The organism is Paraburkholderia sp. GAS448, from assembly GCF_050435685.1.
Taxonomy (GTDB): Bacteria; Pseudomonadota; Gammaproteobacteria; order Burkholderiales; family Burkholderiaceae; genus Paraburkholderia.
Genome location: NZ_JBNDKT010000036.1, coordinates 56,728 through 80,633 on the forward strand (window position 1 = coordinate 56,728; position 23,906 = coordinate 80,633).

Consider the following 23,906-nt stretch of genomic DNA (forward strand, 5'->3'; position numbering starts at 1 on the left):
TGCCGCGGCCGCTGGGAAGAAGTCGGGCGCCCTGGCGTTCGCGGCTTCCAGGACGCGCAGCGCGGTGCAGGAGCCGGACCAGCCGGCGGCTGCGCTCGTTGTGCTACTCATCGCGCTCGTCAACCACCGAGGACGCTGTAAATACCGCTTTGGTGTCTTCGGCAAGTCCAGTATCCGTGGAAGCGATCGGGCCACATGGTGTTCCTGAAAAAGCTCACCGTAACGAGGACTGTCAATCGCCAAATACGCAACTAACTGTCTATACCGACCGCGTAAACGTCAAACCAGAAACCGCCTGCAGGGGATGGGCTACGTGAATCATGGGCTGGCACTAAATTCCCTTTCTGGCGATCGTCGGAACATGATCGGATGTTACGTTCACCTGCCCATGGTCGGCGTCGTCTCGCGTGATTATGAAGGCCACGGTTGCCCCGAGACCGTGCCGAGCGAGTACCAGCGGCGAACGCCGACAAGCGTTTTCGGGGTGCGGGGAGGCCCTCCGGTTGGGCGACTGGGTTCGATTGGTGCAGTGCAGCAATCAATGTTATACTGTGAGGCTGTGGTTTCCGTGCGCCGTTTCCTCGCGCTGTTCCAACCGGCCCGCTCATGCAAGCAGGCCGCGTCCGTTGCCCGTTGCGATCTATAACTCGTGCTCGCCTGCAGCCGTCAATGTCGTGGCTCGCCGGCCGCAGTGCGGGTAGCCGCTGGTCTCGCTATCGCCGGGCAAGCCTGTCCAGGAGAATGTATGGCACGTTTTGATCGGGAAGATTCAGGGCCAAACACCGTCGCATCCGCGCCGAAGGCTGCGGGCCGACGCGCAGTGAAGGGCAAGGCTACCGCAGCCTTGCTGCCGATCGACGCAGTGTCCACGGTGTTGCAGGACGAAGAGCGGCAGCGTCTGATGCGCGCACTCATCCAGTTGGGAAAGGAGCGCGGCTACCTGACTCACGCCGAAATCAACGATCACTTGCCGGACAACTTCGCGCAGACCGCGGCCATCGAAACCATTGTCGCCACCTTCAATGACATGGGCGTAGCGGTCTACGAGCAGGCGCCCGACGCGCAGACGCTGTTCCTGAACGATGCTGCGCCGGCAGCCGTGTCGGACGACCAGGCGGATGAGGAAGCGGAAGTCGCGCTTTCCACGGTCGATTCCGAATTCGGGCGCACGACCGATCCCGTGCGGATGTACATGCGTGAAATGGGCGGGACCGAATTGTTGACTCGCGCGGGCGAGGTTGAGATCGCAAAGCGCATCGAAGACGGCCTTCACGAAATGATTCAGGCGATTGCGGCCTGCCCGGCGACTGTCTCGGCGATCCTTGCGAGTGCGGAGCAGATCGAAACCGGTGAACTGCGGATCGACGAACTGGTCGACGGTCTCAATGAAGACTCCGCAGCGGCCGGGCTGTCGGTGTCGGACTCCGCTGACACACCGGATATCGACGCGGACACCGCCGATGACGACGACGGGCAGGGCGATGACGACAGCGAGATCGGGGAGGGGAACCCGGCGAAGGCGAACGAAGCGCGTCTGAAACAGCTCACGAGCGACAGCCTCGCGATATTTGCTCGAGTGCGCGAGCTGTTCGATCAGATTCCGCGTGGTGACGCCGCGGAAGGCAAGGGGCAGGCGGCTTTTGCACGCATATGCGAAGCGATCCAGCGCGAACTGGCGCCCATTCGGTTCACAGCGCGAGCCATCGACCGGCTGTGTGCCGATGTTCAGCAACAGGTCGCGCAGGTGCGCGCGGTCGAGCGGCGTATTTTACATATTGCCGTTGACCGGTGCGGCATGCCGCGCGAGAAGTTCATCGAGTCGTTTCCGGGGCACGAAACCGATCCTGGCTGGACCAAACGCACGGCCGCGGCGTCGCGCGAGTATGGAGCCGCGCTCGAACGCAGTCTGCCCGTGATTCAGGCCGAACAGCAAAAGCTGATCGATATTGAAGCGAACGCGATACTGCCGCTGCAACAGTTGAAGAAGGTCAACCGGCAGATGATGGCGGCCGAATCGAAAATGCGGCAGGCGAAGCGCGAGATGATTGAGGCCAACCTGCGCCTCGTGATCTCCATCGCGAAGAAGTACGTGAACCGCGGCATGAATTTTCTGGATCTGATTCAGGAAGGCAATATCGGCCTGATGAAAGCCGTCGACAAATTCGAATATCGACGCGGCTGGAAGTTTTCGACCTACGCAACGTGGTGGGTGCGGCAAGCCGTCACGCGTTCGCTTGCGGATCAGGCGCGCACAATTCGCGTGCCAGTGCATATGATCGAGTCGATCAACAAGCTCAACCGGATTTCACGCGAGATTCTGCAGCAGACCGGACGAGAGGCTCATCCTGCGGCGCTGGCACAGCGCATGGAACTGCCGGAAGAGAAGGTTCGTAGCATGTTGAAGGTCGCCAGGCAACCCGTGTCGCTCGAAACGCCGGTGGGCGAGGACGCCGACGCGACGCTTGGCGATATGATCGAAGACCCAATGGCGGCATCGCCCGCGGACGCGGCCGTGCATGCGAACCTGCGCGCCGCGATCGATGACGCGCTCGATGCGTTGTCGCCGCGCGAGGCGAAGGTGCTGCGGATGCGTTTTGGGATCGATACCGCGTCGGACTATACGCTCGAGGAACTGGGCAAACAGTTCGACGTGACGCGCGAACGGATTCGGCAGATCGAAAGCAAGGCGATGCGAAAGCTGATGCACCCGAGTCGCGCCGACAAGCTACGGCAATTTCTCGATCATTGAGCCACAGACCCGGGCGTCGGGGTGTTGTGTTGTCCCAGCGCCGCTCGCTGGTCCCTCGGCGTTCTTCACTCGGGCGAGTAAGTAGCCCAACGCTGGCAGAGGGCGCCTACGATCCCCGGCACCAGGTCCGGGCTACCTCGATGCGTTTCATGGTCATGGCAGAATGGCTCGTGGCACGCTACCGCCGACTCACAACAGGACCGCCTGCTGCAAAAGTTCCAGAGCCTTCAATTCGTCCAGTCGACCGGTGCGCGCTTTACCTGCCAGCGTCTTGAGCAATGCTTCCGCGATCGGTTCGATACCGAGAAGGTTGTCCAGGCTGGTCACGGAAGCGAAGGGGAGCGGCACCGCGCTTCGCTGCGGTATTGCTGCGGCTGGGAGCGACGGAAGGGTTGCCGGTGTGGCTGCCGGAACGTCGCCATCACTTTCTTCAGGCGAGCGACCGGCAGGCTCGTCGGGGCCATCGCTTACATGATCTACCGGGCTGACGCCGATCGTCTCTTTCTCTTCCGCGACATCCACCGAAAGCGGTGAGGCGCTTTGCGGATCGTCGAGAACGCCCGCGCGGGCGCGCCCCGTGCGCGGCTGTGCATTGGCCGTTTTGCCTGGCACGCCATCCTTCGTTGCAGCCGCGAGCGGCTCGTGTTGTTCAACGGATGCACGCCCGCGCGAAGCAGGAGTAAGCAAACGGGACACCGACTCTGGGATCTCGGCTTCGGAGCGCGGCGTGTCCAACCAGCCAGTTGGCAAACCAAGTCGCTCCGTGAAACGGTTTGCTTCGACACTGTCCATGCGTTTCTTGCCATATAGCCGATGGGCCATGTTGGAGCCGCTCATCGCCATGACTACACCAAGTCTTGCTTTCGATCCGTTGCGAGCCGTGAGGACGTGGAGGTTAGCACGTCGAATGTTTCCTACCACGGCGCTGTCGTCTAATGCCAGCGGTTGCTGCCGGGCCGTTTCAGGGGATGTCCTGTCTTTCGAAGACGAACCTTTTCGCAGCGCATGGGGCTTAGGCTGTTCGGCCATCTCGCTTCGACTATTCCTGACGGCCCTGGGCGACCCGCCAGTTGCTCTCTTTGGCATTTGCGTTTCCTCGAACAAACTATCTTTAGGAAATGGTTGTTGGCCGCCGTTCACGGCGGAAGCCGGCTCAGGTGTTTCAGGCACTACTTCTGATTCGTCGTCTGTTCGGACGAAGTCGAGCGGTGACTTCAGACGGGCGATGGTTTCGGCCGCGAGCGCAGGATTGGGCTGGTCAAAGAAGCCATGCGGCAGCCCAAGCGTGGTTTCCATATGAAAGGCGGTCTCGGGCGTGAACCTCTCGCCCTTCATCAGTTCAGCCACGCGCGTCATGTTCGATTCAAGTCCCAACGCGATGTTCTCTGCACCCACCGCATCGACCAGGAACTGAAACGATCGTGTTTTGAAAATCGAGGCAGTCTGGGCGGAGTCTCGAGGAGGTGCCTTCACGTACGGTTGTCCCTGCCGGTTGGACGTGGATTTTTTTACGTGGTGAGGTTGGCGCTGGCCGCTGTCCCGAGAACCCGCATATCGTCCGCGGGCTTGATTCATAAAGTAGGGCTCCATGCGATCATTGGTGTTCTGACTTCTTGATTATAGACGAGGCGATGTTGGCATTGGATGCGTCAGCAGTTCAAAGGAGCGCAAATATACGCGCGGGTTAAACTCCTCACCGTGGTGCTGGGTCAACGTTCGCATATCCCCCTCGCGATCCGCTTAGTCTTGGCGTGTAAAGCATCGCATAGTCTTCCGTTCCGCCAATAACAGGAAACGTTCGGATATCGGACAGACGATCGAACATCGCTCCGCCGGCTATGTCATGTTCAACGCAAGAGCCTGCGCCAGTGTTTGACCCTCGGTGACCCAGAGTCCCTATGTGGCCATTTGTGCAGCCAGTGCAAAAACTCTGCTGCGTTTAAGGTGGTCATTATAAGGATTGCGTATAATATCCACGATTGTCGGAAAGGATGTGAGTGGTATGCATAGAGGTGGGCACATAAAGGAATGTGAGCGTTATCAATCTGATTCCAACGCCCAGCGCTATCGTCGGCCACCTCCAACACCTCGATTTCGTCGATGATCTGGCTGACACGGAAGTCCGTCCCAGCTAGCGAGTCCGCGAACTCGCCCATTGTGAGCTTGCCCTCGAAGTCCTTCTGTGGAAGGGGAGGAAAGAGCCGGCCGACAAGGGCAGGTAAAGCAAGAGCGGATTCGAGGCGCTAGCGTTCCGCCGCATGAATTCACTGGACTTCTCGTCAGCAGCGCTTTTTTGAAGCATCTTCTTGATGTGCTACGTCTGCGGAATTCATCCAGCGAGTCGCTTTTTCGGACCGGCAGATGCGCGTTCAGAGCATCAATCTCAAGACAATATCACGTAGAAAAGTTGCTCATTGATAGCGGCTTGCTTGATGAGGGGCGCGGCGAATCCCGTGGCCGCCCTGACCGCCGTCCTTAGCGCAAGACCGCCCGCAAGCAATGCCGACGGAGTGAGCGGCATCTCGATCGGACACGCTCTTGGCGGTCGGCCTCGGTCCGACATATCGTGCACTCGCCATCGCTCTTCTCAAGATCCGTTAGCTGCAGGTGGTGCAACTCGAAGCCGGTCCTTGACGAGTCGCTCGAAGTCGGGATGTTGGGCGAACGGCGTCTCGGAACGCGTCACGCCGTCCCGTAATGCAGGCAATACGCGAGACGAGAGCACTACTGCGGTGTGGCCCCGATGGCGACGCGAAGGATATATGAAGCCATCGGGTCGCACTGTTTCTTCGACGGACTGCATCGCGACGTCTACGTAATATCCGAACCACTGGCACCACTCATAGTCGGGGCTCGATAGATTGTCATAGATTCCGAGTCGACTGGCGACGGAGCCGTTGAGATTCCACAACCGGAGCGGGCGCGGAAAACGCAATTCGGCAATGACACCGTTCTGTAGCGCGAACGGATCCATGTAAAACTTCCCAGGTCGAGTCACGTCGTTCTTGCAGAACTGCGCCTCCCAGATCGCCGTTTCGGCGACGTACGCCGCGGTCCTCGCGTCGAGGAACGGGAGGCTGCCGCCGGCAGCTACGGCAGCGGTGCGTCACCGCTGAAAAACCTCCGCCGCGCGCGGTCGCACTGACTATTATGTATACGTGGTCCGTGGCCTTAACGCGCGACCGCAAAACGGGGCAAAGGCGGGGCTGGCCGGAAGGTACGCCGCCTGTCTTTGCTCCGCCACGAGCGGTCTGCGAAGAGTGCGGGCCGCTTTTTTTTGCCCTTGGTAAAGCTGCTTGGAACCGGATCCATTCCGCCCGATTTTTCCTGTTTCTTAAAGCGCGATCTGTTTTGTCAATCGGCTTTTCGTAGAACGTTGCGTTGCCGGGGGGCCTCCGAAATTGGTCATCACATACACGGTCCAGTCCGAAAGGCCCAACTGAAAGAGAGCTGCAACGGAAGCCGCGATAGCAAAGCGAGCATCAGCATTCGAGCCGGTGATTGCAATACTGCGACATTCGCATTAAACTAAGTCTAATGAACTAAGTTTATTGGGGGCGGCTATGCAAATTTACAACATGCACGATGCCAAGACGAATCTGTCTCGGCTGATCGAGGAAACCGTGAGCGGTGGCGAGCCGTTCGTGATTGCTAAGGCCGGCAAGCCGCTGGTCAAGGTAGTGCGCATCGATGTGGAAGCAGAAAAACCACCACGGCGCATCGGCTTCATGAAAGGGCAGATCAAGGTACCGGCGGACTTCGACACAATGGGAGCGGACGAGATCAGCGACATGTTTGAGGGCAAAGCGAAGTGAAGCTGTTACTCGACACTCATCTGTTGATTTGGGCTGCAGCCGATGATGCTGCCTTACCCAACGAAGCGCGCACGGCCATCGAGGACACCGACAACACCCTGTACTTCAGCGTCGCGAGCATTTGGGAAATTGTCATCAAGAGCGCACTAGGACGTGACGACTTTCAAGTCGATGCACGCGTCCTCCGTAGGAATCTGCTTGATGCTGGTTATGAAGAACTGTCCATCGAAGCACAGCATGCATTCGAAGTCGCGGCGCTCCCACAACTTCATAAAGACCCGTTCGACCGGCTTCTAGTCGGTCAAGCGATGGCAGAAGGAATCGTGTTGTTGACCCACGATGATCAGATAAAACGGTACGACTTCGCTCCGGTACGGTACGTCTAGGAGGCGAAGGCCGAGATTGCGGAACTTGCGAGTGTGAAGCACGTGTTCGTCAAGGCGGCTGCCCGCGTCAACAACCGGGCTGAGAATAGCCATCAACCGACGCGCGAACGCGAGCGTCGAATGCGTGGCTTTCATGACCCGAAACGCACGCAGGCATTCCTCTCGTGCTTCGGGCCGATGCGACAGCAATTCGTGCTCAAGCGGCATCTGCTGCCGCAAAACGCGGCAAAGGCGGGGCTGGCCGGAAGGCTCGCCGCCTGTCTTCACGAGCGGTCCGCCAGCGTGCGGGCCGTTTTTTTGCCCCTGCGCAATGGTGATAACTCGTACCGTCGCCATTGCGTTTGACGGGCGTTGCCGCGTGCGAATATCGAAACGGCAGTGGTTCAAGGGCGACGGCATGCAGGGATGCCGCCGACCGGGAGATTTTCGTTGTCGGCTTCCACGCATATTTCGAATTTACTACCACGTGGTAGTGAGCGTATTGGTATGTAACTACAAATATATTATGTTGACAGATTTTATGTTAACAAGTGAGAGCGAGCGGAGCGAATGGCTCAGGTCGACCCACTCCCGCCCCTCAGCGGAACGTCGCCAAAGTCCGCTCCGTCGGGGCGGAGCGGACGCTGGGGGCGCTCCGGTTGGCAGCATCTTGTCGAATCGAATTGGAGCAGCGTGTCAATTGACGAAAAGGGCGATCTGCAACCTGAAGGTCACTCAGCGCAGCCAATCGAGGTACGCAATGCGACCTGGTACCCTGAGCAGTCTGCTGCCGGGTAGTTCCAGTGCAATCGGATATTTACTCTCCGCCCTCGCGAACCGGTAGCACGGTCTTGTACTGAACGCGCCGCAAGGTGATCGACGTGCTGACGTCGCGAACACCATCGATGGTCGCGAGCCGTGTCATCACGAAACGCTCGATTCCCGCCATGTCGCTGGCCACCAGCCGCACGATGTAATCGAACGCGCCCGTCATCAGATAGCACTCCATCACCTCCTCGCAACCCAGCAGGGCGCGCTCGAAAGCAGCCAGCTTTGCCGCGGATTTTTCAATTGCGACCGATACGTAGGCGGTGACTGGAAATCCAACCTTCTCCTGGTCCAGTAGTGACACATATTTTGTAATGACGCCCGCCTCTTCGAGCAGACGAATGCGCCGGTAGAGCGGCGAAAGCGAAATGCCTAGCGATTCAGCGAGGTCCGCAGCCTTGACATGAGCGTCCCGCTGTAGCGCCTGCAAGATGTCAATGTCGATCCGGTCCAATTTCATTGGCTCATGGTCTCAAATAAACACACAAATGTGCCTAATGTTGCCACATACGGTTGATTCATTGGCTCGTTTTGGCACGTACGATCGACGCAAACTACCTAAAATTTCTCACACGACAGTCGTGTCCTGTCGCAGCAGCGCAGCGTTGCCGGGTTCGGTAGTGCGGCGCTCGCACATGCTTCCCGCCTGCTTATATACGAGGCAAGCGCGGCCGATCTGAAACGAGCAGAGAATGCAATTGAAAGGAGCAAACGTGACTTTTTCTAATGGACAACTGGCTGGCAAAGTGGCGCTCGTGACCGGGGGCTCTCGCGGGATAGGCGCGGCCATCGCTAAACGGCTCGCAAGCGATGGCGCGGCCGTGTCGATAACCTATTCGAACTCGAGTGCCGACGCGGATCGCGTCATCGAGGACATCGAGCGCGCCGGGGGGCGGGGCGTGGCAATTCGCGCGGATTGCGCCGACGCGGAAGCGGTAAAAGCCGCGGTCGGATCGACCTCGAAACGCTTCGGGGGACTGGATATTCTCGTGAACAACGCCGCAATGTTCCGCCGTGGCCTGATCGACGACTTCCCACTGGAAGATATCGACCGGATGCTGGCCATCAACGTCAGGAGCCTGCTTGTTGCCATTCAGGAATCGCTCCGGTTCATGGAAAGAGGCGGGAGGATCATCAATATCGGCAGCATCAGCAGCGACTACATGCCGATTCCGGGCGTGTCCGTCTATGCCGCGACGAAAGGTGCGGTAACCAGCATGACGCGTGCGCTGGCAAGGGATCTTGGCGGCCGGGAAATTACGATCAATAACGTCCAGCCCGGACGGATCGATACGGTGATGAACCCGGCCAACGGTCCGATGGCCGACCAGATCCGGGGCTCAATTGCACTGGGCCGGTACGGATCAGGCGACGATATTGCGGGACTTGTCGCCTGGCTGGCAAGCCCCGATGCGGCGTTCGTAACGGGCACCAGTCTGAAGGTCGATGGGGGCACCAGTGCTTGAGCGGCTCAGGTCGAACGTGAACGGCCGTTCGGACTCGCGCCGTCGCAACACCGTAGATAGCCTTCAATCGAACCGGGTATACGTATGCTTTTCACTCTCCTATTAGAACGCCTCGACCGCTGGCTGCGGAATACCCAGCGGACCCGCTGTGATAGATACCTCGCAGCTTCGAAGGATATTGCCGAGCTTGAGCGTCGGATGAAAGAGTGCGACGGTTAGCTCGGGCCGACGCCGGCGCGAGCGATTCACGATAACAGCGCCAATGTCCCGCTCTATGCCCGCCGCGAGGGCGATGCGTCGTCGAGCCCACACCCCGGCTGGACGGTAAACATTCGCAGTTGCCCCTCAGCCACCTCTTCATCATCGGGTATCTCACTCGAGAATAGCCCACGATCGATCGCCCGGCACGGTGCCCGGCCTGATCTGATGAAAAGGCGCTATTGCGACACCGACGCGTTGGATGATGCGTCCGTCGGCATCTGCGGTAGCGGAGCTGCCCCTGCGTCGTTCGTGCCGCTGCCTGTTGTTCCCGTTTGCCCGCGACGGCCTCGGTGCCCACCGCGTGCCACGGTGGGCTCGCTCGCCGCCACCGGGTGCATTGGCGGATGCGCGATGTACTGAAAGTTTTCATTGACCGCGCTATTGCCCGTGTCGAACGACCGGTGGATGAACACACTGCTACTAACGGGTGAACTGGCTTGCGCAAAAGCCGTCGGTCCGATCGACATCATGGCTGCGCCCACGGCCGCACTCACGGCAATAATGTGCATGAGCGCACCGGCACTACGGGCTGTCGGACGTGCTTTCAACTTACGTCTCCTTCAATGTCCGTGCGGTTCGCAACCGCTTGCAGCGGGCAGCCGTTTTACCGCAGGGTACGCTGGCTCAAAAAATTGAACCAACGTTGGAGGTGCCGGGCGAGCGGGGAGAAATACAAAGCGCTGCTGGGGAAAAGGCCAGACCAGACCGAACCAGTCTAGTCCGAGTTATGGAGAAGAAGGTTTCATGCTGGATTACACGTGTTACTCGATTTAACTGATCGATGAATCGCGCCGGGAGATTCTCCAGGTATAGTGCGAGTTGCCTGCTGCCCACTGCGGAAACAGCGTTTGAAAATGAAGCTGGCTCGTCCGACAAATCGTCGGTCGCCGTCGCTTCGTCAAATGGCAACTCATTGCTCATCGGCAGACGTTCGCCAGCTGACTGTGAAGGACCGTTCGTGGCCGACTGATGACTTTTAGTATCACGGAGCCGTGCATCGTAGGCGAGAGCGTGCAAAAGTTGGGGAGGTTCCCAATGAGGGCCGCTCGTGCTTCCGGTAGCGGCATCGGTTTCGTCTGGAGTAGGTTGATCGGTCTCGCAACGGTGGGAGCAAGCCATGCGGTTGATCATCGAAGCAAGGTTGGCCGACGGAGACAATGATACGGTCGAGGAAGGTGACCGAGTTCTGGCTGTGATTGAGCGCCCTGACTGCTGTCTTGCCGAACTGGGCCTGACGCTCGCGGAAGGGCGGTCGCTGCTGGCGAAGGTGCGGGCCGAGCTCATTTCGAAACAGGTGCAGTCGTGGCTCTCAGGCCAGACCCATTGTCGGAGCTTCGGTGCGGCCTTGAACCACAAGGACAGTCGCTCGACGGTGCTGCGCACCGTCTACGGTAAAGTGACGGTGAAGAGTCCGCGGCTGTGGTCGTGTGCTTGCCAGCGGACTGCGCGGACGCCACAGCATGTGGTGCATCCCCTGTCCAAAAACCTAAACAGGCGCGCCACTCCGGAGCTGGAATACCTCCAGGCGAAGTGGGCAGCTCATTTGCCATACCGGCAGGCCGCGGCCATGCTCAAGGAAGTGCTGCCGCTGGACAAGGGCATTTCGTCTAGCGGCATCCGGAATCGTATTCTTGACATTGGAAAACAGCTTGACGCTGATATCGAGCGTGACATCACGAAGCTACCTCAAGCCGTTGCAGACGTGCAGGTTCGCGAATCCAGCCATGTCGCGGCCGTGAGCGTCGACTCGGCGTGGCTGCGAAATTGCGACTCAGGGAGAGGCCCTGGCCGCCACGTGAATATCGTCGCCGGGCGGGCAACGTTCACCGATGGTCCTCCAAAACTGTATGCGTATGTGCATAGGGAAGTCACCTCGGCTGCAGCGCGACTCGATCAGTTCCTCAGCCGGAACGGTGTGGCGAGCGATGAACGCGTGACCGTGATCAGCGACGACGCTGGTGAATTTGCAAAGACCGTCGAGGGCAGTCAGCTGGCTCGCGGCCGGATCCTGGACTGGTTCCACATCGCGATGAAGTTCCAAGCGGCGCAGCGTTCCGTGTTTGGCAGCAAGATGATCGACTCGATGGACCAGGAGTCGGTGGAGACCGAAATCACCCACGCGAAGTGGTTGGTCTGGCATGGCAAGGGCAGCAAGGCGGTGGAGCGGATCAAGGCACTGGACAGTCGGCTGCTGGCGAGAGAGGGATACGAATTCAAAACGCTGTGGTGGAATCTGAACACCGTCTCCAGTTACCTGAGGAACAATGCGCACACGTTAGTCAACTACGGCGCCCGGCATCGCAAGGGCCTCCCGATCAGCAGCAGTATTGCCGAGTCCGCGGTGAACCAGGTCGTCAGCCACCGTATGGCCAAGAAGCGACAGATGCGCTGGACTGACGAAGGGGCGCACTGCATGGCACAGGTCAGAGTCTCGGTTTTGAACGGGGAATTCTCGTCCCATCGCATTTTGGCGCTCAAAATTGCCGACTCGCGTTACGACAAATGCATGGGGCTAACGTCGGCAGGCGGGCGCCGGCCAACGGACAAGACAGACAGTGCAGTCATGCCGTAAGCCAGGGACGCCTTACGAAATGCACCTCCCCAACTTTTGCACGCTCTCGGACCATGGTATGACAACAGCGAGGCATTCAGCGTGTGAGGTCCAATGCCTAGGAGACTCTTGCCGATCAAGCTCACAAGTGAACGTTGTCCGTCCGGCGACGATATTCACGTGGCGGCCAGGGCCTCTCCCTGAGTCGCAATTTCGCAGCCACGCCGAGTCGACGCTCACGGCCGCGACATGGCTGGATTCGCGAGCCTGCACGTCTGCAACGGTTTGGGGTAGCTTCGCGATGTCACGCTCGATATCAGCGTCGAGCTGTTTTCCAATGCGGATCTGGCTGACATGGCGGCCTGCAATGAATTTCCGAGACGGCTTTTTGCGAGTTCGTCGAACATCCGTAATGTGCGGACGTTCTTTTCGACGCATCGAGCGAAGTTCGAGGCGAACGCCCCGATCGTGAATCTTTCGAAAGCGGCAGAGTAGCTGAGGGCATGGCAGCGCCGCATCCGCCCCCCGATGGAGCGATGAACCGGGTGAGCGCAGGATCGTGACACATCTGAGCAGAAACCGGAAAGAAGCGCGCGCGGGCCATGGCTAGACTGGCCCGAGAGCGGAATGCTGTCGATGTGATTTGACGCCGACGCTTCGAAGCGTCTATGGCAGCACTTTTCGGGCCGAGTCAAAAGCAAGGAGCAAATTTATGCCTGATACGGAAATCGCGCCGGGCGAAGCCGGGCAGCACGACGAGCAAATTCCACTACGCAAGCTGTTCGAACCCGTAAAGGTGGGACCGCACAACCTGCGTCATCGTGTCGTAATGGCGCCGCTGACGCGTTCGCGCGCGAGCCGACCAGGCAACATACCGTCGCAGCTCAACGCCTGCTATTACGCGCAGCGCGCAGCGGCCGCGCTCATCATCAGCGAGGCGACGCAGGTGTCGATGCAAGGGCAGGGCTATGCATGGACGCCTGGCATTCATACTCGCGAGCAGGTCGAAGGCTGGCGGCTCGTGGCGGACGCCGTGCACGAGGCGGGCGGGTTGATGTTCATGCAGCTCTGGCACGTCGGGCGCATATCGCACCCCTCGTTGCAGCCCGATGAAATGCTTCCCGTTGCGCCGTCTGCGGTCAGGCCGAAAGCGGAGGCGTTCATCGAGAACGAGCGCGGCGAAGGTATCGTTGCGCCCTGCGTCACGCCTCGCGCGCTGCAGGTCGAAGAGATGCCGTATCTCGTGCGCCAATACTTCAGGGGTGCGCGCAACGCAAAGGCTGCCGGTATGGACGGCGTCGAAGTGCACGGAGCGAACGGGTATCTGCTCGACCAGTTTCTGCTGTCCGGCACGAACCGCCGCACGGACGAATACGGCGGGTCGAGCGAGCGCCGGGCCAAGCTGTTGTTTGAGGTGATCGAAACGGTTTGCGAAGTGTGGGGGCCGGAAAAGGTCGGCGTACGGCTCTCTCCTCTCGGCACCTTCAACGACATGCATGACGACGATCCCGAGGCGACCTTTTCTTACGTCATCGAGAAGCTCAATCGATACGGGCTGGCTTATTTGCACATCGTCAATCCCGCGCTGGCGGCGACCGGTGAGGATGTCGCTTTCACGGAGCGCGCGAAACGCATGAACGAGATGATACGCCGCACTTATCGTGGTGTGCTGATGGTCGCGGGCGGGTTCGACGGCAGCAGTGCGGAAAGATGGCTCGAGGACGGCAACGCGGACCTGATCGCGTTCGGACGCTTGTTCATCGCCAATCCCGACCTGCCGGAACGCTTCCGGTCGCACGCTCCGCTCAATTGGCCGGATCCGTCCACGTTCTACGGCGGCGGCGAGCGTGGGTATACCGACTATCCGTCGCTCGCGCAGGAGCGTGGGGAGGCCCCACGGTCTGTGATCGATGGGCGTTGGAGGTAGACTATCGTTGGCCGGCGGGCTCTCTGGCGTCACGCAACGATTGCGATGCGCGCCGAGCCGGCGACCGATCACGCTGAGAGGCTCACCATGGCTGTCACTACCTGGGTTGTCGTTGCCGACGGCAGCCGTGCACGATTCTTCGAGACACCGGGACTCAAACTGGATTTGCGGGAAATCGAAGACCTCGTCAATATCGTCCCGAGTGGACCGGCGCTGAGCGAGAAGGATCGCGAAAAATTCGCGAAGACCGTCGCTGACCGCGTCGAACAGGGACGGCTTCATCAGCGGTATCAGCGATTGCGATTTGCCGTGGAGCCGAAGTTTCTCGGGATGTTGCGCGAGCGTCTGAGCGAGGAGACGCGTCAAATGATTTTCGAAGAGATCAACGAAGATCTCTCGGCCCTCGATGCGCGCGAAATTCAAGCGCACCTGCAAAGGCATTGACGGCGACCTGCCAGATGCAGCCGACTCGTTTGGATGAGCGGTGGAGACGCTACGTGTGGCGCCTGCGGCCTGTCGCTGCGCGTTATGCTTCAACGACACCCGCCATGACTTCGTCGCGATCGCACCAGATCCAGTTCTCTCCGCATTCGATTGAACGCACGCGGATGGCCTGTTGCGGCCAGGTGGTGGCTGCGCACTCACCAACGCCGGCGGGATAGAGTTATACACGACTCCTTGGAGCGTGTTCGCGTCTTGCCGGCATCAACCTCCCTCCTGAGTGTTGACTGGGCCAACACTAAAGCGGCCTATCGATTTCTGGGCAATGACCGCGTTCACGACACGAGCGCGTTCCCGTATGAAAGAGAGCCCCCAGACCTCATCGGTTACGCCAGCAGTAGATAACCGCCGCCGAGCGTTGAGGCAGTCCGCGCGATGACCGGTTGCGAGCGAACCGACTGGTCTCTAGCCCCTCAGCGCCCGATGTTGATCCGGTTGTCGACGTGCATCACGCCGGGGGCAAGCCATGCGACCCGCTCAGCCTCCTCGCGCTCGGCCCATGAGCGGACCTTGCCGCGCAGGACGACCTTATTGCCTTCGGCCTCGACCGTGATGTGCTGTGCGTCGACTTCCGCGTTGCGCTTGAACGCGTCCTCGATCTTGCGCTTGAGGTCCTCGGGCTTGACCTTCGGCTTGATCTCGATCTCGTTCGTCAGGCCCGTTACGCCGCTCACCCGCAGCGCCGTGTCAGCCGCGCGGCGGCGCTGGTAGTCCCATTCGACTTCGCCCTTCAGCGTCACGTCTCCGTCCCTGACGACCGCCTTGATGGTGTCCGCCGCATAAGGCAGCTCGGCCTTCAGTTGGGCAATGACCTCGCGCACGATCTCCGGATCGGGCCGCTTGTTGATCAGAGGCAACCGCACCTCCACATCGTTTGCGACCCCCCTCACGCCGTGGACACGCGTCGCGTCCTCTTCGGCCTTGCGCTTTTGCCTCCAACTGCGCGCGAAACCAGACAACGTGACCGCACCGTCCTTGACCGCGACCCCGATGTCTGATGGATCGATGTCCGGATCCCACTTCAGTTCGTACTCCACGTCTCGCTTGACATCTTCGTCGGTTCTCATCGCTGCTCCTCGTCGGTTTGTTGATGGACTAACGCGCGCACGCGGGCTGCGCCCTGAGCCACAAGAACTGATCCATCGTAAAGCGTGCCGACGTGCATTTCATCCCTTCGCCTGCGCAGTTATTGCGCAATGCTGCTGTACGTTCACATCTGAAAGCCGGGCAGCAGGAGCTGCAGAGATCCGACACGTCTTCGCAGGAATGAGGAAGAAGTGCAACCAGCAAGAGCCTAGTCTTGATGTCATCGTCATCGCGTCAATGGCCCTGGCCCCGTCAACATCCGAAGGTACGCGCCGGGTGGGACATGCAAGGCTGGCTGGCACCTCCGCTGCTTCGCGGCGTGGTCGACCAGCTTGCGCGCGGCGCTGAGCATGAATTCAACCGCCTCGCCGCGGAAGGGTCTCGGCTTATTTCTCAGAGAAAAGGAGCAAATCGATGAGCGATCTAGTCGTTGTAAGCTTCAAAGGCCAAGAGACGGCCGACCAGGTGTTGAACAAGCTCCAGCAGCTGCAGAAAGAGCACCTGATCGACCTTGAGGATGCCTGCGTCGTGGTCCGGGACGCGAAGGGCAAGATACACCTCAAGCAAGCCGTGGATCTCATCAGGATAGGCGCGCTCAGCGGCGCCGCCTGGGGCGGTCTGTTTGGTGCGCTGGTTGGTGTGTTATTGCTCAATCCGCTCGTCGGACTGGCGACAGGCATGGCCGTCGGCGCCGGCACGGGCGCGTTGTCGGGCGCGCTCTCAGACTATGGAATCGATGACGATTTCATGCGTTCGACAGGCCAGAACATCGAGGCGGGTTCGTCCGCGCTTTTCATCCTGGTGCGTCGCGTGAATTTCGACAAGGTCCTGCCAGAGCTGAAGCCTTTCGGCGGAAAGGTATTAAAAACCTCTCTGACGAACGACCAGGAGGAACGCCTGAGGAAGGCGCTAGAGAGCCTGAACAGCAGCGGCGCGACAGCATGAGCACCCCTGCGCTGCATCAGGGTTGTGATCTTGAATTCTGTTGAAGTTCGCATTTGGATCGGATCGACACCCGATAATTTATGCGGACCAAACCGTGTGGACGTCGATTACATCGACGCGCAGTTCGAAAATGGAGTGCTCACGCTGACACTTCCGAAGACTGTTACGACCGCATCTGAAGGCCGGAAAATCGAAATTCAGTAGTGCGCCGAACTGAGCGTCGGCCGACCGTGCTGTAGCCGGACGCTTCGTCACTGGATGTGCTTCTGGGGGCAACAAGGTCGTTGAGAACACCGGTGCGCGCGGGATAAGCGGCCGGGGCAAGGTCTCTTTCGGGCCGTGAGCTCAGAAGGTAGCGCAACGGACTTTTAATCCGTTGGTCACCGGTTCGAATCCCGTACGGCGCGTCCGGTGGAGGACGGTATGCAAGCAGGAAGCACCACTATTGCGACGCTCGCAGCGGTCGTCCTGTCAGGGCTCGTCTACGCGAATTGTCCACAGATAAGATCGCTATGCGCCGAAGGCATGGCACTCGTTTTAGCCGTCTGCGCTGGGTCTAAGATCCAGGTCACTTGTAGGACGCAAGGTTCCAACTCAGGACCGACCTTCGTGAGCAGCTTGTGAGAAGCGATGCCGGTCGAGCACGCGAGACCCGTGATGTCGAGCATCTCCTGCTTCACGCAAGCGCCGATCTCTCGCTCCGCCCGGCAGATCAGTGACGTCGATTTGGACGTCGCCGATGCCGCGATTTTCGATCTGCATGATGAAGGTGGCGATCTCCGCCTCCAATAACCGTGATTGCATGCACGCACCGCCGCTGCAATAGCGAAATTCCGCTGGTTCCCTCATGGAGCGCAACATGACAAAGGAAAGTCGCGTCGCCCCCCGGAAGTCGAAAGTCGAGGAGCAGGAAGCGCCGATGACCCTGGACGAACAACTCGACGAAGCGCTCGAAGAGACCTTTCCTGCGAGCGATCCGATTGCTGTTCACCCTGAGCCCGAAGAACAGCCTGCGAAGAAGTAGACTCAGCCGTCGTCGGTATTGGAAAGCAACAGAGCGAGCTTCTCGACGCGCTGCAAACAGCGTTTCCAGTGTGCGTAGATTTGTTCGAGGCGCCCGGACAAGTCGGAAAGTCTTACGGCCCAACGTGGAAATTTACCGGGATCAGGGGCTAGAGACGGTTCGACCGGAGAGTAACTGCGGCGAACACGAAACGTCCCGGGGGATTGCTTCAGCCCCGTTTCCTTGCGTTGACAATGCCGTTCCACGTTCGCGAAGTCGTCATGTTCATTCGCAAGGAAGGATGGAACTGAAAGCAGCATTACGCAATAACTACGCAGGCGAAGGGATGAAATGCACGTCGGCACGCTTTACGATGGATCAGTTCGTGTGGGCGCAGCCCGCGTGCGCGCGTTAGTCCATCAACAAACCGACGAGGAGCAGCGATGAGAACCGACGAAGATGTCAAGCGAGACGTGGAGTACGAACTGAAGTGGGATCCGGACATCGATCCATCAGACATCGGGGTCGCGGTCAAGGACGGCGCGGTCACGTTGTCTGGTTTCGCGCGCAGTTGGAGGCAAAAGCGCAAGGCCGAAGAGGACGCGACGCGTGTCCACGGCGTGAGGGGGGTCGCAAACGATGTGGAGGTGCGGTTGCCTCTGATCAACAAGCGGCCCGATCCGGAGATCGTGCGCGAGATCATTGCCCAACTGAAGGCCGAGCTGCCTTATGCGGCGGACACCATCAAGGCGGTCGTCAGGGACGGAGACGTGACGCTGAAGGGCGAAGTCGAATGGGACTACCAGCGCCGCCGCGCGGCTGACACGGCGCTGCGGGTGAGCGGCGTAACGGGCCTGACGAACGAGATCGAGATCAAGCCGAAGGTCAAGCCCGAGGACCTCAAGCGCAAGATCGAGGACGCGTTCAAGCGCAACGCGGAAGTCGACGCACAGCACATCACGGTCGAGGCCGAAGGCAATAAGGTCGTCCTGCGCGGCAAGGTCCGCTCATGGGCCGAGCGCGAGGAGGCTGAGCGGGTCGCATGGCTTGCCCCCGGCGTGATGCACGTCGACAACCGGATCAACATCGATTACTGACGGGCTGCTGGAGACCGGGCGGCTCGCTTGCGTACCTACGTGGCCGAGGGGCGGGAAAGGACACAGCACCAAAACCGGAAACGCCCTCATCGGTCTTGACAGCGGAAATTTGCCGCGCCTTATTACGTGTTCAAGGACGCAGGCGTCGAGATGACACTCGCTTCGCCAAAAGGCGGACAGCCGCCCCTCGACCCCAAGAGCGACGATCCGGATTCGCAAACCGAAGCGACCCGGCGTTTCAAGAAGGATAAGGAAGTGCAGGCGGCTTTGGCAAATACAGCGAAGCTGTCAACTGTCTCGGCCGCGGACTATGACGCCGTGTTCTATCCCGGCGGACACGGACCGCTATGGGACCTGTCAGAAGATCCGCAGTCGATCGCATTGATCGAAACCATGTATGCGGCGGGAAAGCCGGTCGCCGCGGTTTGCCATGCTCCCGGTGTGCTGCGTCATGCAAAGGCGTTCGATGGCTCTCCGCTTGTGCGCGATAAACCCGTAACGGGCTTTGCCAATTCGGAAGAAGCGGCCGTCGGTCTTACCGAAGTGGTGCCTTTTCTCGTCGAGGACATGTTGAAGAAGAATGGAGGTAAGTATTCGAAGGGGCCGGATTGGCAATCACATGTGGTTGTCGCGGCAAACCTAATTACTGGCCAGAATCCCGCGTCGTCGGAAGCAGCAGCAAAAGCGCTGCTCTCGAGGCTGAGCATGGCCTGATACGACGCTTGAGTTGAAGGAGTGAGTCATGGCAAAGGCGACCGGGGCCAGCAGGTCCGAAACCCGAAACCAATCCGGCGACGTGATACATGTGCCTGAGCCGAAGCTGCACCAGCGCGCACATGAGCTGCAGCCGTACGGTCATGTCGTAAAGCTGCCAATCGCGTTGTCCCAAACCGCGTGCGAAACGAGCATAGAGCTGTTGAATCAGATACTGGCCGACACTATGACGCTGCGCGACATGTACAAGAAGCATCATTGGCAGGTCGTTGGGCCTACGTTCCAGTCGTTGCATCTGCTGTATGACACGAATTACGATAAGCAGGTCGAACTCGTCGACACGCTAGCAGAGCGGATTCAACTGCTCGGTGGGGTCAGCATCGCCATGGCTGCTGATGTGGCGGAAATGACCATGGTCCCGCGTCCGCCACGCGGACGCGAAGAGGTGCCGGTACAGCTTTCGCGTCTGTTGGAGGCGCATGAAATCGTCATTGTGGCCACTCGCAGTGCAGCCAGCAAGGCCAACGAGTTGGGCGACTTTGGCACCAATGACGTGCTGGTCAGCGACGTATTGCGCACTAACGAGTTGCAGGTCTGGTTCCTCGCGGAGCACCTGATCGACGCGTCTCTGGTGGTCACAGCATGACGTTGATACGGCGCATGCGCGCTAGCGATCGGCAAATAGCTTGCCGGGCTGTTTGCGGCAACGGCCCAGCAAAACGCAAGATGGGACGCAGTTGTTTTTGAGCGCTCGCCGCAAGTACGCAGAGCGACATGAATGCCAAGTTAACGGACGCAGATGTATCCGCGCGCGTGACTGCCCTTCTAAACAAAATGGACCATCCTGACACGGCTACCGTGCGCAGTGAAGTTGCAATCTTGAAAGTGGCGCACTGTCGTCGCTGTGAAATGACGCAACTGTTTGCGTCGTACTTCTTTTACCCTTGACTCCGGGCGGCCAATGGGCGTCGCTTGTTTGCCGATTTCGGAAGCTCAGCGTCGCACCGCGGTGGACTGGATCTGACCTCGGGCGAATTTCCGCAGTCGACCCGGAGCCGTCCGTCGATCGGCTATTACAAGTGACTCAAGCTTAGCCAGCAGCACTCATAGCCGGCCTGAGCTCCTGTCGGGTCCGGGGTGTACAGGGGAAGGTCGATGCAGACGCGAATTCAGCTCACCAGCTGCGGACAACCGCTTTAGATACGATGCGTGCCGACCCGGAGAGGATCGGGCCTTTGCACACCGGCGTCTTTCGGCTTTTTGCGCATTTTTTTCGAAGAGCAGCTTGCGGCGCGCCCTCCCTTGATGCAGTCCGCAGAAGCGAGCGATTGTCCGAACATCCCCGGATTAGCGACCAGGCTTAAAGCATCGTCGGCGCATGCGCGAGCAAGAAGAACGTATGGGCCATTCAGTCACGATCCAGACGTGCGACCGAGGGAGGCAGTCCGATGCCGAAGGCCGTTCGAACCGCCGAGCAGATTCGCGACGAACTGCAGACCCGCATGGCGAAAATCGCCGCTGACGTGCCGGGAGCTTTGCGCGTGCGCATATAGCTACCAGAGCGGCATCCGCCGGACGCATCCGGCCGCCACTGGAACATAGTGTTCGGGCGAGCGTCCGATGCGTGACCGGCTACCGCGGCCGCTTTCCATCTTTGGTCACATGTCGTCGAACCGACTGTCGAATAGTACGCCGTGAAAGAGGGACTCGAGCGGCGACAGTCGGCGCTGATTGCGCGCCATAAACTCCATGTAGTGCTCATCGCACAGCATCAGCCGACGGCGTTGGCCGTTTTCGGTGATCGTGATCTGCGAGGCTGCGGGCTTTCCACAAACACTGCACTCGGCCATGATGATCTCCTTTTCGTCCGTGCGGGCATCGCTTCCTGGGCGGGTAATAGGTGAGTGGAAAATATCTATTCCACTGCTTGTTCCGATGCCGCCTTTTTTGCGCGCTGGGCTCGCGCTGCACTCGAAACGAGGTAATCCGGTGCACGACGCGTCGATTGATCCGTTGTTCCCGCGGCACCCAGTTCCTCTAGCCGTGCGCGCAGGAACGCATGCTCAAGCCAGCGCCGCACGGTGGCTTCGTCCGTGTCGAGGCGTACCGCGCCTTTCCGCAGCGGCACATCGTCCACGTGCACTAGCAGCACCGCGTGCCGCCACAGTGGACAGTACCAGCCGCAGCTTCACGCGATCAGCGTCGCCGGTGCGCAGCGTGTCCCTTTCAACACGCGCCCGCAAACTGACCAGTTCCGACGAAAGCGGGTGCAGATTCCGCTTCTGATGGTGCGCGGCCAGTTCGCCAATCTGCTGCTCGATGCTGGCATGGCCGAATCATCGAGATCGCGGAAGCTGACGAGTTGTTTCACGATAGGCATGACCGCGCAGTGCGGATGGTGTTATTTGATCTCGATGCGCCGCTTGGCTGCCGGTTCTCCGGCCGCTTTGGGGACGCGCAGCGTCAGCACGCCGTTTTCAAATCTGGCCTCTGCCCGATCGAGATCGACGCCCGCGGGCAGCGGGACCGCGCGCTGGAAGTGTCCAAACGACCGCTCGACCCGGTAGCATCCCTGTTCTTCTCTCGTCGATTCGAAGCGCTTGTCGCCGCTGATGATCAGCATGTCTTCAATCACTTCGAGTTCGACGTCGTCGCGGGTCATGCCCGGCAACTCGGCGACGATACGCAGTGCGTCGCCTTCGTCGGTGACGTCAATCCGCGGTTGAAACTCGCTCGCGCTGAAGTCGCCGAACCAGCTTCCGAGCGGTCCACGGCCGCCGAACGGATCGCGGATCAATTCGGCAAACAGGTGAATCGGATCAGGCAGCGGCCAGGTGGCAGGCGCAAGTGATACCGGCGCAGCAGCGGCTGCCATCGGTGTCCCATTACCGGTTTGCGTGCCGCCAGTCTGTTGCCCATTTTGCCGGGCGCCTTCCTGACTGTTGCGCGGCGCACCAGCGTGGTCCGATGCGCTCTTTTGCCCGGGGTGCGAGCGTAAAAACCGGAACGGATTCCATTTGTCGAGATCAAGCAGCATGTGATTCTCCTTACGTGAGGTACGCCAGTGCCAGACCTGAGGCTGGACCACTGGAGATGACGCGCGGTCCATTCGACCTCCGGATCCGAGGGGCGCGGTCGGCGCGGCATCGCCCGCGAGTGCGGCAGCGGGTTTGAGCTTGTGACCCACGAGTGCCCGTGAGCGGTGCGCTCACGGATGCAATGGCGCGTGTGGCTCGCCGGTCAGGCCGTCGCGGTGCCAGGCACGCGCAGTGATGCCGAGTACGAACAGCAGCGCGCCCGTGAACAACGCATACACGCCGATCAGCCAGACGAGCGCCAGTGCGCCGGCGCCCGGAAAGAGCAGCACGAAGATGCCGAACAGCACGGACAGCACGCCGGTTAGCACCAGCATCCACGCATTGCGCAGGCGCCTGTGCAGCCGTGTTGCAGCGATCAGATCGAACAAGCCGCTGATAATCGCGTTTGCGCCGATGACGGCGACCAGCACGAGCGTGGTAATGCCCGGCACTAACGCGGCTATCACACCGGCGCCGATGCTGCAGATGCCGAGCAGCAAGGGTACCCACCAGCCGCCGTGCGTCGCGCGGTAGCGGATGGCCGCGACAACCGCGACAATGCCGCCGGCGATTGCGTAGACGCTAAAGAGGGTGATAAGCAGTAGCAGAGTGAGGCCGGGCCAGAATAGCGCCAGAATGCCAAACAGCAGCGCTACCGTGCCACGCAGAATGAGCATCCACCAAGCGCGTCCGAGCAGTTCATCCATGTGGGACTCCAAGCTGCACCGTCATGCGATGAATTTCAGTCTAGTCTCCACGCAGCTGCGATTCTTTCGCGTTTCTGCCATGCGTTTCGCAATTCTGCATTCGTTCACGAGGCGTGCGGAATGGCATCCAAGTGCACGAAAATAACCTGATCGATCACCGCTTTTTTATAGCGGCTTGCCGGGAGACCTTCCAACATGAACTTACGCCGCGCACGGTCTGGCATTAGCCGGTTCATTGCTGGCCCGGTGTCGTACCGTCAACACCAGAACGAAGGGAATCTCATGAAAACGAATCTGCTTGTATTGCTGCTCGCGTCGTCGCTCGGACTCGCTCTAGACGCGCACGCCCAGGTAGCCGGCGCCCAGCCGCTTGGTGTCAGCGTGGAAGAGTCGGCCGCGATCGTGGCAGGCTGGAGCGTGAGAAAGTCGATCATGGACAAGCCGGTCTTCAACGAGAAGGGTGAGCGTGTCGGCGCCATTCATGACATTATCGTGGCACCGGACCGGTCGGTATCGTTTGCAATCGTCGCCGCAAACCAGTTTCTGGGGGTGTCGCATCACGACGTGGCCATTCCGATTGAGCAGCTCGATTTCGTCAATGGCAAACTGATGCTTGCCGGTGCGACGAAAGATGCGATCAAGGCGCTGCCCGAGTTTCAATACGCAAAGGTACGCGCGACACCTAAGGCGAGGTCCGACTACAGCGAGCATCACTGACATACTGACAGGTGCACCAAATAGTGCCTTGCGCGTTATACAGGTATGAAGACGAAAAATGATGGCCGAAAACTGGATCAGGCGACGCAGGCCCACC

At 59.8% G+C, this 23,906-nt stretch carries 24 protein-coding genes and 3 pseudogenes; 18 read left to right on the forward strand and 9 right to left on the reverse strand.

Features of this window, described 5'->3' with window-relative positions; genetic code table 11:
• The first annotated feature begins 745 nt into the window (after positions 1-745).
• Positions 746-2,749 (forward strand): RNA polymerase sigma factor RpoD, encoded by a 2,004-nt coding sequence (gene rpoD, locus P3T23_RS38370; protein ID WP_429321263.1) that lies wholly within the window; start codon positions 746-748, stop codon positions 2,747-2,749.
• Positions 2,750-2,938: 189 nt separating this feature from the next.
• Here rpoD and P3T23_RS38375 read toward each other — a convergent pair whose 3' ends face one another.
• Positions 2,939-4,324: a hypothetical protein gene (locus P3T23_RS38375; protein ID WP_429321264.1), complete on the reverse strand. Its 1,386-nt coding sequence runs from the start codon at positions 4,322-4,324 to the stop codon at positions 2,939-2,941.
• Positions 4,325-6,312: 1,988 nt separating this feature from the next.
• Here P3T23_RS38375 and P3T23_RS38380 point away from each other — a divergent pair.
• From P3T23_RS38380 to P3T23_RS38390, 3 genes and pseudogenes are all read left to right on the forward strand, one after another.
• Positions 6,313-6,564, forward strand: a complete 252-nt coding sequence (locus P3T23_RS38380; protein WP_408367716.1) for a type II toxin-antitoxin system Phd/YefM family antitoxin — start codon at positions 6,313-6,315, stop codon at positions 6,562-6,564.
• Entirely contained in the window at positions 6,561-6,950 is a 390-nt protein-coding gene (locus P3T23_RS38385; protein WP_429321265.1) for a type II toxin-antitoxin system VapC family toxin, read from the forward strand. Before P3T23_RS38380 ends, P3T23_RS38385 begins: the two co-directional genes overlap by 4 nt.
• Before the next feature lie 3 nt (positions 6,951-6,953).
• Positions 6,954-7,295 (forward strand): annotated as a pseudogene (locus P3T23_RS38390) (hypothetical protein); the annotation flags it as partial.
• Positions 7,296-7,746: 451 nt separating this feature from the next.
• Here the strand turns inward: P3T23_RS38390 and P3T23_RS38395 are convergent.
• Positions 7,747-8,217, reverse strand: a complete 471-nt coding sequence (locus P3T23_RS38395; protein ID WP_367842222.1) for an Lrp/AsnC family transcriptional regulator — start codon at positions 8,215-8,217, stop codon at positions 7,747-7,749.
• A gap of 253 nt (positions 8,218-8,470) precedes the next feature.
• Here P3T23_RS38395 and P3T23_RS38400 point away from each other — a divergent pair, with 253 nt between their 5' ends.
• Together P3T23_RS38400 and P3T23_RS38405 are read left to right on the forward strand one after the other, a co-directional pair.
• Positions 8,471-9,223, forward strand: a complete 753-nt coding sequence (locus P3T23_RS38400) for a 3-oxoacyl-ACP reductase family protein (protein ID WP_429321266.1) — start codon at positions 8,471-8,473, stop codon at positions 9,221-9,223.
• An 84-nt stretch (positions 9,224-9,307) separates the two neighbouring features.
• Entirely contained in the window at positions 9,308-9,442 is a 135-nt protein-coding gene (locus P3T23_RS38405; protein WP_429321267.1) for a DUF3563 family protein, read from the forward strand.
• Positions 9,443-9,660: 218 nt separating this feature from the next.
• Here the strand turns inward: P3T23_RS38405 and P3T23_RS38410 are convergent, their stop codons facing one another.
• On the reverse strand, positions 9,661-10,032 hold the full coding sequence (locus tag P3T23_RS38410) for a hypothetical protein (protein ID WP_429321268.1): 372 nt from the start codon (positions 10,030-10,032) through the stop codon (positions 9,661-9,663).
• Between the two features lie 569 nt (positions 10,033-10,601).
• Here P3T23_RS38410 and P3T23_RS38415 point away from each other — a divergent pair.
• The 5 genes and pseudogenes from P3T23_RS38415 to P3T23_RS38435 all read left to right on the forward strand — a co-directional run bounded on the left by P3T23_RS38415 (position 10,602) and on the right by P3T23_RS38435 (position 14,808).
• Positions 10,602-12,056, forward strand: coding sequence for an ISKra4 family transposase (locus tag P3T23_RS38415; protein WP_429321269.1), 1,455 nt, complete (start codon positions 10,602-10,604; stop codon positions 12,054-12,056).
• A 318-nt stretch (positions 12,057-12,374) separates the two neighbouring features.
• Positions 12,375-12,530, forward strand: a pseudogene (locus P3T23_RS38420) (Lrp/AsnC family transcriptional regulator); the annotation flags it as partial.
• A 217-nt stretch (positions 12,531-12,747) separates the two neighbouring features.
• Positions 12,748-13,962 (forward strand): alkene reductase, encoded by a 1,215-nt coding sequence (locus tag P3T23_RS38425; protein ID WP_429321270.1) that lies wholly within the window; start codon positions 12,748-12,750, stop codon positions 13,960-13,962.
• A gap of 87 nt (positions 13,963-14,049) precedes the next feature.
• The gene (locus P3T23_RS38430; RefSeq protein ID WP_429321271.1) at positions 14,050-14,406 is read left to right on the forward strand and encodes a host attachment protein; all 357 of its coding nucleotides are present in this window, start codon (positions 14,050-14,052) and stop codon (positions 14,404-14,406) included.
• Positions 14,407-14,658: 252 nt separating this feature from the next.
• The gene (locus tag P3T23_RS38435; RefSeq protein ID WP_429321272.1) at positions 14,659-14,808 is read left to right on the forward strand and encodes a transposase DNA-binding-containing protein; all 150 of its coding nucleotides are present in this window, start codon (positions 14,659-14,661) and stop codon (positions 14,806-14,808) included.
• A gap of 68 nt (positions 14,809-14,876) precedes the next feature.
• Here the strand turns inward: P3T23_RS38435 and P3T23_RS38440 are convergent, their stop codons facing one another.
• Positions 14,877-15,530 carry a BON domain-containing protein gene (locus tag P3T23_RS38440; RefSeq protein WP_429321273.1) on the reverse strand — a complete coding sequence of 218 codons (654 nt, stop codon included), beginning with the start codon at positions 15,528-15,530 and terminating at the stop codon, positions 14,877-14,879.
• A gap of 433 nt (positions 15,531-15,963) precedes the next feature.
• On the opposite strand from P3T23_RS38440, the gene P3T23_RS38445 reads away from it, so the two are divergent.
• Both P3T23_RS38445 and P3T23_RS38450 read left to right on the forward strand, forming a co-directional pair.
• Entirely contained in the window at positions 15,964-16,494 is a 531-nt protein-coding gene (locus tag P3T23_RS38445) for a DUF1269 domain-containing protein (protein ID WP_429321274.1), read from the forward strand.
• Positions 16,495-16,590: 96 nt separating this feature from the next.
• A complete protein-coding gene (locus P3T23_RS38450) occupies positions 16,591-16,698 on the forward strand; it encodes an Hsp20 family protein (protein WP_429321275.1) in 108 nt (35 codons plus the stop codon).
• Between the two features lie 390 nt (positions 16,699-17,088).
• On the opposite strand, the gene P3T23_RS38455 is transcribed toward P3T23_RS38450, so the two are convergent.
• Positions 17,089-17,298, reverse strand: coding sequence for a hypothetical protein (locus P3T23_RS38455; protein WP_429321276.1), 210 nt, complete (start codon positions 17,296-17,298; stop codon positions 17,089-17,091).
• 55 nt (positions 17,299-17,353) lie between these two features.
• Here P3T23_RS38455 and P3T23_RS38460 point away from each other — a divergent pair, with 55 nt between their 5' ends.
• The 4 genes and pseudogenes from P3T23_RS38460 to P3T23_RS38475 all read left to right on the forward strand — a co-directional run bounded on the left by P3T23_RS38460 (position 17,354) and on the right by P3T23_RS38475 (position 19,954).
• On the forward strand, positions 17,354-17,518 hold the full coding sequence (locus P3T23_RS38460) for a hypothetical protein (RefSeq protein WP_408319965.1): 165 nt from the start codon (positions 17,354-17,356) through the stop codon (positions 17,516-17,518).
• A 422-nt stretch (positions 17,519-17,940) separates the two neighbouring features.
• Entirely contained in the window at positions 17,941-18,594 is a 654-nt protein-coding gene (locus P3T23_RS38465; RefSeq protein ID WP_429321277.1) for a BON domain-containing protein, read from the forward strand.
• Positions 18,595-18,699: 105 nt separating this feature from the next.
• A pseudogene (locus tag P3T23_RS38470) lies at positions 18,700-19,308 on the forward strand (type 1 glutamine amidotransferase domain-containing protein); the annotation flags it as partial.
• Positions 19,309-19,336: 28 nt separating this feature from the next.
• Complete coding sequence (locus P3T23_RS38475; protein ID WP_429321278.1) at positions 19,337-19,954, forward strand: Dps family protein; 618 nt, start codon at positions 19,337-19,339, stop codon at positions 19,952-19,954.
• Between the two features lie 1,012 nt (positions 19,955-20,966).
• On the opposite strand, the gene P3T23_RS38480 is transcribed toward P3T23_RS38475, so the two are convergent.
• The 4 genes from P3T23_RS38480 to P3T23_RS38495 form a co-directional block, all read right to left on the reverse strand.
• Entirely contained in the window at positions 20,967-21,158 is a 192-nt protein-coding gene (locus P3T23_RS38480; protein ID WP_429321279.1) for a hypothetical protein, read from the reverse strand.
• A gap of 65 nt (positions 21,159-21,223) precedes the next feature.
• Positions 21,224-21,460 carry a hypothetical protein gene (locus P3T23_RS38485; RefSeq protein ID WP_429321280.1) on the reverse strand — a complete coding sequence of 79 codons (237 nt, stop codon included), beginning with the start codon at positions 21,458-21,460 and terminating at the stop codon, positions 21,224-21,226.
• A gap of 249 nt (positions 21,461-21,709) precedes the next feature.
• Positions 21,710-22,345, reverse strand: a complete 636-nt coding sequence (locus P3T23_RS38490; RefSeq protein ID WP_429321281.1) for an Hsp20/alpha crystallin family protein — start codon at positions 22,343-22,345, stop codon at positions 21,710-21,712.
• A gap of 171 nt (positions 22,346-22,516) precedes the next feature.
• Positions 22,517-23,092: an HdeD family acid-resistance protein gene (locus tag P3T23_RS38495; RefSeq protein ID WP_429321282.1), complete on the reverse strand. Its 576-nt coding sequence runs from the start codon at positions 23,090-23,092 to the stop codon at positions 22,517-22,519.
• A 282-nt stretch (positions 23,093-23,374) separates the two neighbouring features.
• Between P3T23_RS38495 and P3T23_RS38500 the strand changes: the two genes are divergently transcribed.
• Entirely contained in the window at positions 23,375-23,809 is a 435-nt protein-coding gene (locus P3T23_RS38500) for a PRC-barrel domain-containing protein (RefSeq protein WP_429321283.1), read from the forward strand.
• Positions 23,810-23,906 lie beyond the last annotated feature (97 nt).